This window comes from Pantoea sp. B566, assembly GCF_024793925.1.
GTDB lineage: Bacteria > Pseudomonadota > Gammaproteobacteria > Enterobacterales > Enterobacteriaceae > Pantoea > Pantoea ananatis.
Genome location: NZ_JANUQL010000003.1, coordinates 931,175 through 948,891 on the forward strand (window position 1 = coordinate 931,175; position 17,717 = coordinate 948,891).

Genomic DNA, 17,717 nt, shown 5'->3' on the forward strand with positions numbered 1-17,717 from the left:
CGTTTTCCACGCCTGTGTTCTACTGGATAGGGCTTACCGGACAGAAACTGCATGAAGCATGCCAGGAATCGCCGCCGCGACGTCATGGGGCGTAAATGCCCGTCGGGATACGGCCTTGGATACAAGATCGAATTCTTATGATAAGACGCGCTGAACCCCCGGCAGCGTCACGGCGGTTCAGGGCACGCTTGTGGGGCAGACTGCACAACAAATGGGAAACTTTATAACTCCATCTGGAAAGCAATTTTCACGTCAGATCGTCACGGGATTGTCATGTGTCATTAACGCTTTGCGGCCACAATACCGGGCCATCATTCGCCCGGAAGGTTTTCATCATGTCTGCTGCTGTTCGTTTTGGCATTTATCTGGCGCTGTTTTCTGGCATGGTTTCGACGCCTGTTTTGGGTCAGGATCGGCCCGCTACCGCACGGCCTGTCCCGCCGAGGGATCCGGGCTTCACCGACAGCGCGCCTGCGGCAGACGTGCCCGCTTTTATCGACAATATCGCCACCAACCAACGTGGTGATGCCCGGTTTGCGACGCTCGACACCAATGCCGGCGTGCGCGTGGTATCCGGCTTTCTTGCCCTGTGGCGCCCACGCACGCTGAAGGTCGATGCGGGAGTTACCGCGCCGGCCCGTGAGGGTTTTGCAGCCATTACGCCTTCTGACTGTACGGGACTGCCTGACAAAGCCCCCGTGTGCGGCACAATCCTTAATTCTCATGTCCTGGCCGCGAATGTTCAGTATGTGGTGACAACAACACGACGCCGCACGGCAGCCCAGGCTGAGGCGGCCTATTACGACGACCGTCGTGGCAAAGGCTACAGCGTCACAGATGGCATGGGGCCACTGACGGGCGCATGGCGCAGTGCGGCCCAGCAGGTCACAACCCTGACACGCATTCCGGCTGATGCCACCACCGTGCTGTACGTGGATAAAGGCAACAATACCGGCGTGGGCAGTCAGGAAGGCAATCGCGACTTCGGTCTGGTGGTGGATTTTCTCAATGAAATGGGCAACAACGCCTCGACCGAACCGGTGAAGCGCTTCTATAAATATGCGCGTCCGTATCGCTGGCGTTCTGCGGTGGAGGTTGTTCCTGCCCTTGTGCCTGCGGAGAATCCACAGCCCGCCACCGACGGCGGATTTATCAGCGGCCACACGGCGGAAGCCGTCAGAGATGCCCTTACCATGGCGTGGCTGGTGCCGGAGCGCTATCAGGAGATGGTCAGCCGCGGTATGGAGCTGGGCGAAAACCGGATCGTGGCCGGAATGCACTCGCCTCTGGACGTCATCGGCGGGCGCATGCTGGCGCTGGCGGTGACCACCGCAAATCTGACGGCTTATCATGAGGATGCCAGGCGTGCCTTCACCCAGGCGCATCAGGCATTATGGCAACGCACCGCGACGCAACCGGCCACCTTCTTTGCCTATGCCCATGCCGCGCCGCCGAGCGCCGATCGCTTCGCCGATCCCACCCTTAACCGCCTTCAGGCGCTGCGGCGCATGACCTTTGGTTTCGCCCCCATCGGCCCTCGCCACCGTCCCCCCGTGGTGCCCAAAGGGGCCGAGATTTTGCTGGAAACCCGGTTTCCCTATCTGAGCGCCCTGCAACGGCGCGTGGTATTAAAAACTACCGCATTGGCCTCAGGCTACCCGATCATGGACGATGCTGAGGGCTGGGGACGCCTGAACATTGTGGCCGCCGCCGACGGATATGGTCAGTTTACCGGCAACGTTAAAGTAGCAATGGACGCCGCTAAAGGCGGTTTTAATCAGTCCGACAGCTGGCGGAATGCGATCGGCGGTCAGGGAAAGCTGACCTTACAGGGTTCAGGCACCCTGAGGCTGACTGGCGCGAACCGCTACAGCGGCGGTACGGAGGTTCAGGGTGGCGTGCTGGAAGCCGGTTCAGCCCGCGCCTTTGGCGTGGGTGATCTCTATGTGGGCAATCAGGGCCGCGTGCGCATTGCTGCCCTGTCGCCGGTACAGGTGAAAAGCTACACGGCGCTGCCCGAAGCCAGTCTTGAACTGGATATTGATGGTCAGGGCGGTGGCCGTCTCATCGTGAACGGGCCTTTAGTGGCGGGGGGCACGCTGCTGGTGAAGTTTGTCAAAGGCTATCGTCCCGAAGCAGGCGATCTGATCCCGTTGATGCAGGCAGGCTCACTTGCGGCGCACTTTAGTCGCATCGTTGTCGAAGGCTATCAGGCTCGACCTGTCAGCAGCGCGACGCGACTCAGTATTAAGCTGCTCTGAACCTGATAAGCCCTGGCAAGGCGCGCGCAGGCAATGAGGTTGTCAGATTCCTGCGCGCTTAACCAAAAGTCAGACGCCGAACTCCATCGGGTTATGCTTGCTAATCAGTGAGCGCAGCGGCACGCTGCTTTTCATGACGGGTGATTTAATCACGATATAGCTGAAGTACTTATCGATACCAATTTGCGCATCCAGCATCTTCTCAATCACATCCTGATAATGCTCAATGCTGCGGGTAATAAAGCGCAACAGGTAATCGTAGCCGCCGGTAATTAAATGGCACTCCATCAGTTCATCAACTTCACGCATCGCAGCTTCGAACTTCATAAAGTCTTCGCGACGATGTCCGTTCAGGGTGACTTCGGTAAACACGGTGACGGAATCGGTAATTTTGGTGAGATTAACGTGCGCTTCGTAGCCGGTAATAAAGCCGGCCTGCTCCAGCCGTTTTACCCGCTGCAGGCAGGGACTCGGGGACAGCCCCACTGCATCGGCGAGATTGACGTTGCTGATACGGCCATCTTTTTGGAGTTGCACCAGAATATTGATATCGATGCGGTCGAGTTTCATTAAGCCGTTCATAGCACCCCTCATTGTTTACAGCTGTACTGGATGTTCGCTCCTACCCGGCGATAATCTGCGTACACGAGCGTAAAGCGCACTTTTAGCAATACTTAAAATACGCCACTTTAAAATAACAAGTACGCCACTTTTTTGTAACACAAAAAATTCCCGGCCTGTCACGCTTTGCAAAAAATGCGCCAGCGTTGACCGCGGCTGCGCGCACGCTGGCGGCACTGCCGGGATGATGCCTTTCCAATGAGAGAGAGCGGCTATCCTAAGCGTCCGGTCGCACGCGCCAGCGCAATATCAAAGATATGCAGCGCTTCTTCGAGTTGCGAATCGGTGGTCACTAACGGTGCAAGGAAGCGGATGGTGTTGCGATGCAAACCACATTTGATCAGCAGCAAACCTTCCTGACAGGCGCTGTCGAGGATCTTTTGTGTCAGCGCGCTGTCGGGTTTATGGGTATCCACATCCAGAATTTCTACTGCCTGCATAAAGCCCACGCCGCGTACATCGCCGATGCAGGCATATTTATCCGCAAGCTGGCGCAGACGCTGGTTTAACTGCTCGCCCAACTGGCAGGAACGCGCCAGCAGGTTTTCCTGCTCAAAGATATCCAGTACAGCCAGTGCCGCCGCACAGGCCAGCGCATTACCACCATAGGTACCGCCCAACCCGCCTGGGGCCGGACTGTCCATAATCTCGGCTTTGCCCACCACGCCGGAAATCGGCAAGCCACCGGCCAGGCTCTTCGCCGTGGTGATCATGTCGGGTTTGATACCGAGTTGCTGGAAGGCAAACATGGTACCGGTACGGCCAAAGCCGCTCTGAATTTCATCACAGATCAGCATAATGCCGTGCTGGGTAGTAATACGACGCAGCGCCTGCATAAATGCCGGGCCTGCAGGTAAGAAGCCGCCATCGCCCTGAACGGGTTCAATGATAATCGCGGCGACGCGCTCCGGCAAAATCTGCACAGAAAACAGCTGATCAAGTGCCTTCAGACAGTCGGCCTCAGTCACACCGTGCAACGGATTCGGGAACGGCAGGCGATAAACATCCCCCGGGAACGGACCAAAATTCTGTTTGTATGGCGCAGACATGCCCGTCAGCGTCACGCCAAGCAGGGTACGTCCGTGGAAAGCCCCGTCAAACGCAATGATGCCCGGCCGTTGCGTATAAGAACGGGCGATTTTCACCGCGTTCTCTACCGCTTCTGCACCGCTGGTGAAAAACACGCTTTTATAGTGCTCGTCACCGCCCACCAGCTTATTCAGACGCTGGGCCAGCTCAATGTATCCCGGATAGGCCGCCACCTGAAAACAGGCATGGGACACCATGCCCAGTTGGCGGGTGACGGCGTTAACCACGGCCGGATGGTTGTGGCCTACGTTAAGGACGCCAATACCGCCCACAAAATCCAGATAGCGGTTGCCTTCCACATCCCATACTTCGCTGCCTTTGGCTCGCTCAATCACCAGCGGATGAGCGGTAATAATGCCACGCGGCACATTGTGATCTCGGACATCCAGCAACTGGCTGTTGTCCGCATAGGTTTGCTGCTCTGCCAGGACATTCTGCATTTTTATACCTCATCCACGTCGTGTTCGGTTGGCTTAAGTATCGCAATCTGTTGGTCAATGACGCTGCCGTAATTCCGTCAGCCGCGGCATTTCGTGTCAAAATCCCACGGATTTCAGCCGGGAAATGTTGCCCCTGTTGCATAACAGGCCAGCGTGACAAAGGCCTGGATTCCGTAGGGTATGAGCGCGTCGTTAAAATCATAGGCGGCGTGATGGAGCGGCTTGCTGGGTGCCGATCCTATCCACAAATAAGCGCCAGGCTTTGCCTGTAACATAAAAGCAAAATCTTCTGAGGTCAGCGCAGGCTGAGGGGCCAGCCGGGCTGTCATGCCTGCCGCCTGCAAGGCCGCGAGGGCCTGACTTGCCTCAGACTCGCTGTTGATGGTGGCTGGGTAATAACGCAAATAATTCACCTCGGCGTCCAATCCATGCGCCGCCGCGATGTGCCCGGCCATGTGCCGCAGACGTGATTCGATGATGTCCTGTGCCGCTGGGTTGAACGTGCGTACCGTGCCGGTGATATTGGCTTCCGCAGGGATCATATTGTGAGAAAATCCGCCCTGCATGCGCGTCACGGTCAGCAACGCCGGTTCGCAGGGATCAAGCGCCCGGGGCACCAGAGTGTTTAACTGCACCACCAGTTCACTGAGGGCAAGCAGCGTATCGTGCGTGAGATGAGGCTGTGCGGCATGGCCGCCAGGCCCTTTCAGGGTGATATCAAATCGGTCTGCCGCGGCCATGATGGCACCGGGGCGAGTCTGAATTTCACCCAAGGGTAATTCAGGCCAGTTATGCAGGGCAAACACCGCATCGCAGGGGAAGCGCTGGAACAGACCGTCGTCAATCATGGCCTTCGCGCCCGCCAGGCCCTCTTCTGCTGGCTGAAAAATAAAGCAGACCGTGCCGGTAAACTCGACCTCGCGCGTCAGCTTTGCTGCCGCGCCAAGCAGCATAATGGTGTGGCCATCGTGACCGCAGGCGTGGCTGCAGTTCGGCGTCTGGCTGGTCCAGGGCACCTCGCCGTTGTCCTGCATGGGCAGCGCATCCATATCAGCCCGCAGTCCAATCATGCGTGAACCGCTGCCTTTTTTCAGTACGCCCACCACGCCCGTTTTACCGATGCCGCGATGCACCTCAATGCCGAGATCCTCTAAAAACCGCGCGACAATATCGCTGGTCCGCGCTTCATGAAAGCCCAGCTCCGGATGACGGTGCAGATCACGGCGCAATGCCACTAAAGGGTCCATTTCAATATCCTCGTGAACGATCAACGACGCCGACCAGCGGCTCGCCGCGCTGAAAGCGACGCAGGTTAGCCAGAAGCGCCTTAATCGCGCTGTCATTCTGCGTCTGGCTGGCGATGTGCGGCGTCAACCACACAGCCGGGTGCGTCCAAAATGCGTGACCGGCAGGCAAAGGTTCGGGATCGGTGACATCGATCACCGCAGCCCGTAACTGGCCGCTGTCGAGCGCATCCAACAGGTCCTGATGATTTAGCTGAGGGCCGCGTCCCACCTGAACCAGTGCGGCTCCCGCAGGCAACTGGCCGAACAGCCCGGCATTCAGGCGTCCCTGGGTGCTGGACGTTAGCGGCAGCAGGCACACCAGAATATCGCTGCGCGCCAGAAAGTCGGACAGCTGATCGTCACCATGCCAGCACGGCACGCCCGCAATATGGTGCGGCGTACGGCTCCAGCCGCCGCAGTCAAATCCCATCGACTGAAGCTGCGCCAGCGCCGCGCGGCCCAGTTCGCCCAGGCCCATAATGCCGATGCGACGCTGACTGGCGGGCATCGCCAGATGCGCCTGCCACTGCTGGTGGCGTTGCTGCTGGAAATAGCGTGGCATGTCGCGATGCAGCCCCAGCACCGCAAAGGTGACGTATTCCACCATGCCCTGCGTCAGGCCAGGTTCAATCGTTCTGACCAGCGGGATGTGGCCAGGCAGCGTGGACAGATCAAACTGCTCAGCCCCTGCGCCCACAGAAAACAGGACTTTCAGATTGGGAAAACAGGCCATAAGGTCATCCGGCGGCAACCAGGCGACCAGGGCATCAACCTGAGCCGCATCACCGGTTTCCGGCCAGAGATGTAAGTGGATATCGGGCGCGTGTTCAGCCAGCCAGCGCTGCCAGTAAAGGCCGCGCTGGGGTTCAGATTTATAGACAACGTGCATCAGGCCATGGCCTGCGTGGTCAGACCAAACGCCTGCATACCTTGCGCTACCCAGACCTCACCGCGCACCATCGTGACGGGCGCATCAACATTCGTGAGGCCCAGGCTCTCCAGCCAGGGAGCCAGCGGTAAAGCCGCATCCGTATCCATGCGCAAATACTCGCCCTTCATGCCCTGCATCAGCGCAGCCGACAGCGCCTGCGCAACCGGAAAATCTTCTGCAATAACGGGACCAATGACCCAGCCACGGCCAAAACGGCGCAGGCTGGCAAAGCCCTTAAGGCGTTGCTCATCATCCTGCAATATCACGGTCTGATTGTCGGTAATCAGATGCGCCACCAGCGCCGGGCGGAAAAGCCCGTGGGCGGCCTGGTCCATGTTTACCAGCGCATCCCGGTCGTCAAGGGTGGCGCTGCGCAACGTCAACCCAGCCGGGATCGCGACCCTGGGCAGCGTCGTCAGGGATGGCGTCTGGTACTGAAGGATCTTACCGCAGGCAACGAAGCCGAGCTTTTCATACAGGCCTTTCCCCATCTCGGTGGCGTGCAGACGCACATTGTAGCCGGGAACTTTCTCTAACAAGGCCAGCATCAGCTGCTTGCCCAGCCCGCGCCCCTGATGTGAGTTTGCGACAATGACCAGACCGATGGTGGCGGCTTTGTCGCCCCAGCGCCAGAGAATCGCGCTGCCAATCACTTCACCCTGATCTTCAATCACCACGCCTTCGCCAAGCTCAATGCCGATCGCCCAGTCTTCATGGCGGTGCGGCCAGTTTAGCGTCTGGCTCATCGCATAAACCTGCGGAATGTCTTCGGTCGTCATGCTACGAATATCAAATGTCATTTTGCTTTCCTTACATCATGCCAGGTGCATCAAGTCCGCTGCCGTCAATAAAACGGCTGTAACGATACGGGGTGGGATCCACCACCGGCGTCGCGTCCGTCGCCAGTTCAGCGGCGAGGCGGCCCGCGCCGGGGCCAATACCAAAACCGTGTGCGCTGAACCCCGCCGACAGCACCAGGCCAGGCAGTTTTGCCACCGTTGAAATAACCGGAATAGCATCCGGCGTACTGTCAATCATTCCCCCCCAGGCCTGGGCGACTTTGAGATTCGCCAGGGCAGGAAATTCGCGGCGCATGGCGGCCAGTCCGCTTTCCACGACCCAGGCATCGGCAGCCGGATCCAGAATACGCATCCGCTCGAAAGGCGAAACGGCATCCAGATCCCAGCGCCCCATTGCCTCAGGGCCGTGAAAGAACGGCTTCACCCCCAGATTCAGGGTAAGATTTTTACGACGACTTTTGAACGTGGGATAAAACTGACGCAGATATCGCAAGCCCTGAGCACCGGGCTCCAGCCGTCCACGGCCCGATACGGAAACGGTATAGCTGCCATCCAGCTGCGGCCGACAGGCGAAGCTTTCGGTATAAAAAGGAACGGCAATGGCCTGCTCGATGGGCTGAGTCCGAAAGGCGGTGCCAATCACATTCCCCAGCGGCAGATCGATGCCGTGCCGACGGCAAAACATCGACGTCCATGCACCCGCTGCGCAGATCACGCGGGGGGCTTTGACGACTCCCCGTTCGGTTATCACGCCGCTGACGCGTCCTGCTGAAATATCCAGCCCGCGCACCGCACATTGCTGAAACACCAGCGCCCCTTTTTTCTGTGCGCCAATCACTATACCCGGCGCGGCCAGTCTGGGCTCTGCTGCACCGTCGGTGGGGGCCGAAACGCCGCCCAGCCAGTTTGTAGTGCTGCCCGGCGTCAGGGCTTTCGCCTGCTGCGCATTTAATATGTCGCTGCGTACGCCATACTGTTTGGCCATCTGGCCCCATGTATCCCAGGCGGCGATGTCCGCTTCATTGCGGGTGGCGTAAACCAGTCCGCTGCGGCGAAAACCCAGCTCTTCACCGGTTTCCACACTGAGTTCTTCCCAGCCTCGTAAGGCTTCAATCACCAGCGGCAGTTCACGTTCATCGCGATTCTGCTGACGGCACCAGCCCCAGTTGCGACTGGATTGTTCAGCCCCGACCAGGCCCTTCTCAATCAGCACCACCTTCAGGCCCTGCTTTGCCAGATACCAGGTGGCAGCGGCACCGGCGATACCGGCACCAATCACCACCACATCAGCGGCATCCGGGAAGTCCGGGCTGTCCTGTACATAACGAATCGGTGCAGGCATGACGTCACAACCTCGTCGTGTATTGGGGCAGAATGACCCTGGTTCAGCTGCCCCAAAATGAGTTTTGCTTGCCAAAATGGCGGTGCCGGTTATTCGGCTTTCAGAATCTCTTCATGCTCGTCCAGCCAGCCCTGACGTAGCTCAGGAACCGCACGTTTCAGGCGTTCGAAATAGAGCTCACTGGTCGGTTGATCGTAGTTACCGCGTGCCAGCTGGGTCACGATAGCGCCATTGCGCATCACAACGATCTCGTCACACACGGCACGCACGGCGTGCATATCGTGGCTGATAAACATTACCGACAATCCCAGCTCACGGCGCAGTTCACTGATCAGATCCAGCACCGCCGAGGCCACTACGGTATCGAGCGCCGAGGTCACCTCATCACAGAGAATGACATCCGGTTCTGCCGCCAGGGCACGTGCCAGATTCACACGCTGCTTTTGCCCACCGGACAACGACCAGGGACGGCGCGAGAGTACCGTGCGCGGCAACTTCACCAGATCCAGAAGTTGATACAGCCGGTTCTGCCGGGCGATGCCGCTCAGACTATGAAACAGCGTCAGGGGACGAGACAGAATCCGCTCCACACTGTGCGCCGGATTGAGCGCCGTATCCGCCATCTGGAAAACATACTGAATACGGCGCAGCTCGTTATCCGTGCGCTTTTGCATCTGATCGGCCACCGTGTAGCCATTAAACAAGATTTGCCCCTGGCAGGCCGGATTGAGGCCAGCGATAGCGTGAGCCAGGGTGGTTTTGCCCGAGCCGGATTCACCAATAATGCCGATGGCCTGACCTTTCCAGAGCGTCAGATTGATGTTTTCCAGGATGCGCACTTTGGGTAAGCCATCGCTGCCTTTCGGGCCGTAACCGGCAGACAGATCGCGCACTTCCAGTAGCGGCAGTTCACCGGCTTTCGCCGGGCACCAGTGGCTGGGGCGCTCTTTCTGCTGAGCCGCATCCATCAACAGGCGCGTATAGTCCGCTTGCGGCGCGCCAATCAGGTGCGCAGTGGTGCCGTACTCAGCGATTTTACCTTGCAGCAGAACAAGGATGCGATCGGCCATTTGTGCCACCACGGCCAGGTCATGACTGACATAAATTGCCGTTACGCCGCGCTGTTTGACCACCCGACGAAAGGCTTTCAACACTTCAACCTGGGTGGTGACATCCAGCGCCGTCGTGGGTTCATCCAGAATCACCACGTCCGGATCGCTGATCAGCGCCATCGCCGTCATCAAACGCTGTAACTGCCCGCCCGAGACCTGATGGGGGAAGCGATCGCCAATCGTATCCGGGTTGGGTAACGCCAGCTCACGAAACAACGCCAGCGCTTTGGCCTTCGCCGCCTTGCGCGTCATTGTGCCGTGAATCACGACCGGTTCAATGACCTGATCGATAATTTTCATGCCGGGGTTAAAAGAGGCAGCCGCACTCTGGGCAATGTAGGCGACTTTGTTGCCGCGAAAAACACGCAACTGTGCGGGGGTAAGATTCATGATGTTGGTCCCCGCAACATGAATATTGCCCTCGGCTATTTTACAGCCGTGGCGTGCATAGCCCATGAGCGCCATCGCAATGGTGGTTTTACCCGAGCCGGATTCGCCAATCAGCGCCAGCACTTCGCCCTTTTGCACCGTGAAGCGAATATCGGACACGATATCCAGCTCATCCCCGTTGTCGTTATGCGCCGTTACGCGCAGGTTATCGACAGATATCACAGGCATTGCCGTATGTTGCGTCACGTTCATGCCCCCTCCTTTGCCAGCGTCAACGGACGCATGCTTTGCAAGCTGTCAATAAACAGGTTAACGGCGATGGTCAGGCTGGCAATGGCCACCGCGGGCATCAACACGGCGGGTGAACCATCAAACAGCCCCTGAATATTTTCACGCACTAATGTTCCCCAGTCGGCATAAGGTGGCTGAACGCCCAAGCCAAGGAAGCTCAGCCCGCTCAGCAGTAAAACGATATACACAAAACGCAGGCCAAAATCGGCCAGGACCGGGTGCACCATATTGGGCAGAATATCGTGGATGGCGATGTACCAGCGGCTTTCTCCCCGCAGGCGGGAGGCGCGGACATAGTCCATATTGCGCAAGTTGCTGGCCAGGGCAAAGGCGATACGAAATGCGCCAGGCCAGTAGGTGAATACCGCGGTAATCAGCAGCATCGGCAATGAAGATCCGAACACTGCCACGATCATCAGCGCCAGGATTTTCCCCGGTAACACCAGCATGGCGTCGTTGATACGGCCCAGCAGCTCTTCCAGCCAGCGCCCGGTCACCGCCGCTAACAGCGCCAGCAGGGTGCCAATCAGGCTGGCCAGCACCGCAGCGCCCAGCGCCAGGCCAAGGGAAAATTTCGCCCCGTACATAATGCGGCTGAGCATATCCCGCCCCAGGTAATCCGTACCCAGCAGGTTTTCATGCGTAAATCCCCCCATTAACGGGCCCGCACCAATGTCGTCGAGATTATGGGGCGCCCACCAGGTGCCGAAGAGCGCGATAATCAGCCAGAACAAGGTCACCACCAGGCCTAACTGGCCCGATAAAGACAGTGACTGAAAAATGCGCCAGGGAAGCAATATTTTCATCAGCTCCTCCATTTCGGGTTAAAGGCGATAGTCAGGATATCGGCCGCCAGCAGCAGAAGCAGATAGCAGCTGGCAAACAACATCACACAGAGTTGAACTACCGGCAGATCGCGGTTGCTGACCGCATCGACCATCTGACTGGCCAGGCCGGGATAGCTGAAGATGGTTTCGATAATGATGACCCCACCAAACAGGTAAGAAAGACTGAGGGAAATGGCGTTAGCGATAGGGCCAACGGCATTCGGTAAGGCATGACGGAGCACCGCCCGCATCGGGGAAACGCCTTTCAGCAAGGCCATTTCCAGATAAGGGCTGTCGAGCTGGTTAATAATGGCCGCGCGGGTCATGCGCGCCATTTGTGCCACCAGGCCGCAGCATAACGTCATCACCGGCAGCGCATAGGCTTTAAGGTAGCTGGCGAAGTCCATATTGGGGCTGCCCAGCGACATGGCCGAAACCCAGTGCAGCTTCACCGCAAAAATCAGGACCGCGACGGTTGCAACCAGAAACTCCGGTACCGCAACCGTTGCCATGGTGCCAATCACCAGGGCACGATCGAGTTTTGAGCCACGATTCATGGCCGCCGCGATGCCAATAATCAGCGCCAGCGGGACACAAATTGCCGTGGTGGTGGCAGCCAGTTCAAAGGTGGCAGGCAAGCGCTGCGCCACCAGCTGTGCTACCGGCAGATGACTGGCAAATGAGGTGCCAAAATTCCCTGTCAGCATACCGCCAAGCCAAGTGAAATAGCGCACCAGCAGGGGCTGATCTAAGCCCAACTGCTGGCGCAGGGCCGCCACGGTTTCCGGCGTGGCGTTTTGCCCCAGGATCATTTGCGCCGCATCGCCCGGCAGCAGGCTGGTGATAAAAAACACCACCGCCGAGACGATAAGCAAGGTCAGGATGCCAGCGCCAATGCGCCGGGCAATCAGGAACATCATGTATCGGTTCATCGGCGAACTCCTTCTTCAGACGATTATCAGGCTGAAAGCCAGGCGAACTCATGGAAGCGATAGCCCATCAGCATGCCCGATGGCCAGGCTTCAAGTCCGTTAACCTTCTTGCTGTAACCGTCCATGGAACTGATAAATGCCGGGATGAGCGTACCGCAGTGGTCATAGATCAGGGTTTGCATATCGCCGTACATCTGCTTGCGTTTGGCTTTATCACGTTCGCCACGTGCCGCAATCACCAACTGATCGAACTGAGGGTTTTTCCAGCCGCTCTCGTTGGTGGATGAGCTTGACAGGTAGAACTGTGAGAACAGCATATCGAGCGTTGGGCGCGGGTTGATCGAGCCGTAGCCCACCGGATCTTTCATCCAGTGGGTGCCCCAGTAGCCTTCATAAGGCACGCGACGCACGTTGACGTTCAGGCCTGCATTGCGTCCTACCTGCTGAATCAGCTGTGCCCCTTCCGTTGCGCCTTCCAGCGGCGGAGAGGTCACAATCTCAATGGTCTGCCCGGTCATGCCCGCTTTGTTGATATAAAATTTGGCTTTTTCGGGATCGAGCGGACGCGGTTTAAGGTCGGCGTTAAACAGCGGATGCCAGGGTGGAACCGGCGTGTCATTACTCACGTCGCCAAAGCCCTGCAGCACGGTTTTCACGATGATTTCTCTGGGCTGCAGATATTTCATCGCCAGCACGAAATCCGGGTTGCTGCCGGGTTTGATATCGGTGCGGATAATCAGGTTGGTGTACATGCCACCTTTGGTTTCAAGCACTGCATGATCCGGCGTACGGCTGATGCGCATACTGTCCGGCGCTTTCAGGCCCGAGGCCACCTGGATATCGCCCGACAGCAGCGCGTTGACGCGGGCGGCCTGATCGGTCACACCCAGCAGTTCCACTTCATCCAGATGCGGTAGCCCCGGTTTAAAGTAGTTCGGGTTTTTGGTGCCCACGGTATTGACCCCGGGCGTAAAGCTTTTGCACACGAAGGGGCCGGTGCCAATCCCTTTGCTGAAATCTTTGGTGCCATCCTGAACGATCAGGAAGGGAGATGTCGTCAGCATGTAAGGAAGGTCAAAGTTGGGTGCCACGAGAACAAGCTGAACTTCATTGTCGTTGACAGCTGTAAGGGTCTTGAACTGTTCGGCAAGCTTGAATGCACTTGAGGCCACGGCGGGATCTTTATGGCGGTTAAGCGAGAAAATCACGTCTTTCGCGGTAAAGGGCTTACCGTCGTGGAACGTGACGCCTTTGCGCAGTTTGATGCTCCAGGTGATACCGTCGTCCGAATCCACCGACTCTGCCAGGCCGGGCTTAACCGACATTGACTTGTCGACCTCTGTCAGACAGCTGTAAAACATAAACTGGCGCGTGTAGTCGGCGCTGTTGCTACCTTTTGCCGGATCAAGCGTATCAGTCGCAGACGCGTTAGACATGCCGACACGTATTTTTCCGCCCTGAACCGGTTTGCTTTCTGCCAGCGCCATGCCGGGAAAGCCGATCAGTCCGGTGCTCATCACCGCACCGGCGGAAAGCAGCTTCATTAAACTGCGACGGGACAGCGTGCCCTCCGTGATCATCCGCGTCAGAGCAGGATTGGTTACGTCAGATTCTTTATTATCAATTTTACTCATCTGTACACCCTCATTACGTGTTCGAGAGAACATGGAAACATCCCCTGCGTCATTCAGACGGCGCATACTGGCTGGCCGTTCCGCTGCCGGGCTGGCGAGTCGTCATTCACTGCGCGCCCAGAGCGGCCTGAAAAACAGTGTGAATTTATGAAAGGCGATCCTTTGCTTTGTAGTAGAGCCCGGCGAGCGGCAAAAACCACGGTTTTCCGTGATAGCCCGGCAGTGCAGGCCATGCCTCGCGCTGCCAGGGGTTATCGCGAGATTTCTCACTTATCAGATCGGCCATCACCCGGCCCATCCATACCGACATCTGCGTGCCATGCCCGCTGTAACCCAGCGAATAAAACACCCCGTCCTGTTCACCGGCATGTGGCAGACGATCGGCACTCATATCCACCATGCCGCCCCAGCAGTAGTCGATCTTCGTGTTAGCCAGTTGGGGGAACATTTTCGCCATTGCCGCATGCAGGATGTCGCCGCTGCGTGAATCCGACGTCGGATTGCTGATGGCGAAGCGCGCCCTGCCGCCAAACACCAGACGGCTATCCGCCGTGGTACGGAAGTAGTTACCGATGTTCATCGAGGTCACGTAGTTGCGGTTTTCGGGCAGCAGCGCATGAAGCAGCGCGTTATCCAGTGGCTCAGTGACGACAATAAAACTGCCCACCGGCACAATACGACGCTGAAACCACGGGAACGGGCCTTCGCTGGAGCAGCCGGTTGCCATCAGCACTTTGTCGGCCAGGATTTCGCCCTGGCTGGTGACCACCCGGTGACGATAGCCGTCGAGCCGTACCAGCTGAGTGACGTGATGATGGGTATAGATTTTTGCGCCACTGCGCACCGCAGCTTCGGCCAGGCCCACACCAAACTTGCCCATGTGCATCTGGCCGCCATGCTGTTGCAAGAGTCCACCATGAAAGTCGCCACCGCCAATTTCCCGCTGAACCTCATCTTTGCTCAGTAACTGGATATCAGGATCCACGGTGCGGCGCATCAGTGTCCAGGCGTCCTGCAGGCCGGAGAAGTGGGATGCCTTGCTGGCCAGTTTGAGCTTGCCGCACAGACGAAAATCGCAGTCGATCTGCTCTTGTTTAATTAACTGCTCAACATAGGTCACCGCATCGTCAAATGCCTTGTAGAAGCGACTGGCCTGGTCAAGTCCGTGGCTGCCAACCAGCGAGGCAAAGTTTTGCGCCACGCCGGTGTTGCAATGGCCGCCGTTGCGTGACGAGGCCTGACTCATCACCTCTCCGCTGTCCAGCACCACCACATTAATTCCGCTACGCGCCAGCGTCAGCGCTGCGGACACACCGGTAAAACCCGCCCCAATCACGACCACATCGGCCTGTGCAGGTAAGGGGGCTTTAGCGGCGGCGCTGAACGACGGGGCGGTGGCTTGCCAGTACGATTCCAGTTTCATGACGGTGTCCTCAAAGACCGACGACGCCAGGCAGGCCGCCAATATCTTTAATTTCGGTGTATTGATAATAGGGATTGGCCGGTTCATGCCCGCGATTGACCCAGACCTTATGCTTAATGCCCAGGTCGTGCGCGGTCATCAGGTCATAACGGAAACTGGATGACACATGCAGAATTTCGTCCGGACGGCAGTCCAGTTTTTCCAGCATGTATTCAAAGCCTTTCATCTGCGGTTTATAGGCACCGGCCTCTTCCGCCGTAATCGCCATATGCACAGGCGCGCCAAGACGAGGAATGTGATGCGGAATCAGGTCGTTCATCGAGTTGGTCAGCAGCACCAGCGGAAATTCTTTCGCCACTTTGGCTAATCCGGCGGGCACATCCGGATGCGGTCCCCAGGTGGCGCAGTCGGTGTAGATAAAATCACTGTCTGCCTGCTCCCATTTCACGCCCCATTTTTTACAGGTGCGCTGAATCGCATTGCTGACCACGTCGTAGTAAGGCTTCCAGGCACCCAGCACCTCATCCAGACGATAGCCCGAAAAGTCAGCGACAAAGGCATCCATGGCATTCGCGTCCACCCGCTCCGCAAAACAGCGCTTTGCTGCACCTGCCATATCAAAAAAGATCAGCGTGCCGTAACAATCAAAAGTGATGAATTTGGGTTTAAACAGTGCCATGGAATTAACCTCGTTATTGTCAGGTGTGGTGCTTAAAAATCGATAAGTACGCTTTTCTGGCGCTGGCAGGCCTGGAACGCCTGGCGTCCCAAATCTTTACCAATACCCGAGCCCAGAAAACCGCCGGTTGGAATGATGAAATCGCCGGAGCGTCCATAGCGATTGACCCACACTGTACCGGCGTCAATCGCCCGTATCGCCCGCATGGCCCGTGGCAGGCTCAGCGTATGCACACCGGCACACAGGCCGTACGTATCATGTGCTGCCAGCGCCAGCCCCTGCTCTTCATCGTCGAAGGTCTGAATGGTCAGTACCGGACCAAAAATTTCCTGCTGTACCGCCGGATTATCCTGCTTCACCTGGCTTAACAGCGTGGGTTGCCAGAACCAGCCCTCATCGGTATCCGCGAAGCGTTCGCCGCCCACCAGCACCTCAGCGCCCTGCGCTTTGGCATCTTCAATGACCGAACGCACTTTATTGCCCTGGCGCGCATCAATCAGCGGTGCATAACGCGAGGTGTCCTGCCATGTAACGCCTGGCCTGGCCTCACGACATAACGCCGCCAGCCGTTCCGTCAGCGCATCGGCAATGCCGCGCTGCACGATTAAGCGCGTACCCGCAACGCAGGCCTGGCCGCCATTTGCGGTGAAGCCGCGCAGAATACGCTGCGCCAGCACCTCAATATCCCCTGCATCATCGAAAACCAGTTGGGGGCTTTTACCGCCCAGCTCCAGCGTAACGGGCTTCATGCCAAACTGTGCGGCATCGCTCATGATGCGCGCGCCGGTCAGGGTGGAACCGGTGAAAGACACTTTGCGCACGCGCGGATGTCTGACGAGCGCGCTGCCCGTTACCGCCCCGCTGCCCTGCACGATATTCAGGATGCCTGCGGGTAAACCAGCCTGAACCGCCAGCTCTGCCATGCGCACGGTAGAAAGCGGCGTGAGTTCAGAGGGTTTCAGCACCACCGCATTTCCTGCCGCCAGGGCCGGCCCGCATTTCCACGAGGCCATCGACAGGGGGAAATTCCAGGGCGTAATCGCCCCGATCACGCCATAGGGTTCGGCAATCAGCATTCCCAGGCTGCTATCCCGCGTGGGAAACAGGTCACCGCTGTATTTGTCAGCACATTCGGCATAGAAACGAATGGCTTCGGCGGTGAAGGGAATTTCATGCTGCACCACGTCGGCGATCGGACGCGTTGAGCCAAGTGCTTCAAGCTGGGCCAGCAGCAGATCCTGTTCGATTAAGTCCGCCCAGCGGCGCAAAACCCGACCGCGTTCACGGGGGGAACAACCTGACCAGCCGCTGGTTTTTAATGCCTGATGCGCCGTCATCACGGCACGATCAACATCGTCCGCCTGGGCTTCATGCAGGGTGGCAAAAACACGACCATCTGAGGGGCGTTTAACGGCAAAAGATTCGCCTTGTGTTTGCACATGTTTCCCGCCGATATAATGGCCTAACGGGAGTGGCACGCTTTCCGGGTCGAAACTCAACATGGAAGAATCCTTATTTGTTACACCCATCACACTCTGGATTGGTTAAATTTCGGCAATGCTTTTCTGAATAAGTAATTAGGTAATGCAGAAAGTATGCCAGCCGTTAAAAAAATAAAAATGCGTTTAAAACGACGCAAAAAAATTTTTCTGCCGTATT

At 57.7% G+C, this 17,717-nt stretch carries 14 protein-coding genes; 1 reads left to right on the top strand and 13 read right to left on the bottom strand.

Annotated features, from left to right (window positions below; all coding sequences use genetic code 11):
* Positions 1–335: 335 nt before the first annotated feature.
* Complete coding sequence (locus tag NYE92_RS23240) at positions 336–2,261, top strand: phosphatase PAP2 family protein (protein ID WP_019106482.1); 1,926 nt, start codon at positions 336–338, stop codon at positions 2,259–2,261.
* 69 nt (positions 2,262–2,330) lie between these two features.
* On the opposite strand, the gene NYE92_RS06105 is transcribed toward NYE92_RS23240, so the two are convergent.
* The 13 genes from NYE92_RS06105 to NYE92_RS06165 form a co-directional block, all read right to left on the bottom strand.
* Complete coding sequence (locus NYE92_RS06105) at positions 2,331–2,843, bottom strand: Lrp/AsnC family transcriptional regulator (RefSeq protein ID WP_019106483.1); 513 nt, start codon at positions 2,841–2,843, stop codon at positions 2,331–2,333.
* Between the two features lie 251 nt (positions 2,844–3,094).
* Positions 3,095–4,411: a 4-aminobutyrate--2-oxoglutarate transaminase gene (gene gabT, locus NYE92_RS06110; RefSeq protein WP_013026283.1), complete on the bottom strand. Its 1,317-nt coding sequence runs from the start codon at positions 4,409–4,411 to the stop codon at positions 3,095–3,097.
* A 113-nt stretch (positions 4,412–4,524) separates the two neighbouring features.
* The gene (locus NYE92_RS06115) at positions 4,525–5,658 is read right to left on the bottom strand and encodes a M20 aminoacylase family protein (protein WP_014605505.1); all 1,134 of its coding nucleotides are present in this window, start codon (positions 5,656–5,658) and stop codon (positions 4,525–4,527) included.
* Position 5,659: 1 nt separating this feature from the next.
* Positions 5,660–6,586, bottom strand: a complete 927-nt coding sequence (locus tag NYE92_RS06120; RefSeq protein ID WP_014594016.1) for a glyoxylate/hydroxypyruvate reductase A — start codon at positions 6,584–6,586, stop codon at positions 5,660–5,662.
* Positions 6,586–7,428 (bottom strand): GNAT family N-acetyltransferase, encoded by an 843-nt coding sequence (locus NYE92_RS06125; protein ID WP_014605504.1) that lies wholly within the window; start codon positions 7,426–7,428, stop codon positions 6,586–6,588. The genes NYE92_RS06120 and NYE92_RS06125 overlap by 1 nt, the downstream gene beginning before the upstream one ends.
* A 10-nt stretch (positions 7,429–7,438) precedes the next feature.
* Positions 7,439–8,770: an FAD-binding oxidoreductase gene (locus NYE92_RS06130; protein ID WP_014605503.1), complete on the bottom strand. Its 1,332-nt coding sequence runs from the start codon at positions 8,768–8,770 to the stop codon at positions 7,439–7,441.
* Positions 8,771–8,859: 89 nt separating this feature from the next.
* The gene (locus NYE92_RS06135; RefSeq protein ID WP_014605502.1) at positions 8,860–10,524 is read right to left on the bottom strand and encodes an ABC transporter ATP-binding protein; all 1,665 of its coding nucleotides are present in this window, start codon (positions 10,522–10,524) and stop codon (positions 8,860–8,862) included.
* A complete protein-coding gene (locus tag NYE92_RS06140; protein WP_014605501.1) occupies positions 10,521–11,369 on the bottom strand; it encodes an ABC transporter permease in 849 nt (282 codons plus the stop codon). The genes NYE92_RS06135 and NYE92_RS06140 overlap by 4 nt, the downstream gene beginning before the upstream one ends.
* The gene (locus NYE92_RS06145) at positions 11,369–12,322 is read right to left on the bottom strand and encodes an ABC transporter permease (RefSeq protein ID WP_014594019.1); all 954 of its coding nucleotides are present in this window, start codon (positions 12,320–12,322) and stop codon (positions 11,369–11,371) included. The genes NYE92_RS06140 and NYE92_RS06145 overlap by 1 nt, the downstream gene beginning before the upstream one ends.
* A gap of 26 nt (positions 12,323–12,348) precedes the next feature.
* Complete coding sequence (locus tag NYE92_RS06150) at positions 12,349–13,956, bottom strand: ABC transporter substrate-binding protein (protein WP_014605500.1); 1,608 nt, start codon at positions 13,954–13,956, stop codon at positions 12,349–12,351.
* A gap of 145 nt (positions 13,957–14,101) precedes the next feature.
* Positions 14,102–15,379, bottom strand: coding sequence for an FAD-binding oxidoreductase (locus NYE92_RS06155; protein ID WP_014605499.1), 1,278 nt, complete (start codon positions 15,377–15,379; stop codon positions 14,102–14,104).
* Between the two features lie 10 nt (positions 15,380–15,389).
* A complete protein-coding gene (locus NYE92_RS06160) occupies positions 15,390–16,058 on the bottom strand; it encodes a haloacid dehalogenase type II (RefSeq protein ID WP_013026293.1) in 669 nt (222 codons plus the stop codon).
* A 32-nt stretch (positions 16,059–16,090) separates the two neighbouring features.
* Entirely contained in the window at positions 16,091–17,560 is a 1,470-nt protein-coding gene (locus NYE92_RS06165; protein ID WP_014605498.1) for an aldehyde dehydrogenase, read from the bottom strand.
* Positions 17,561–17,717: the final 157 nt, after the last annotated feature.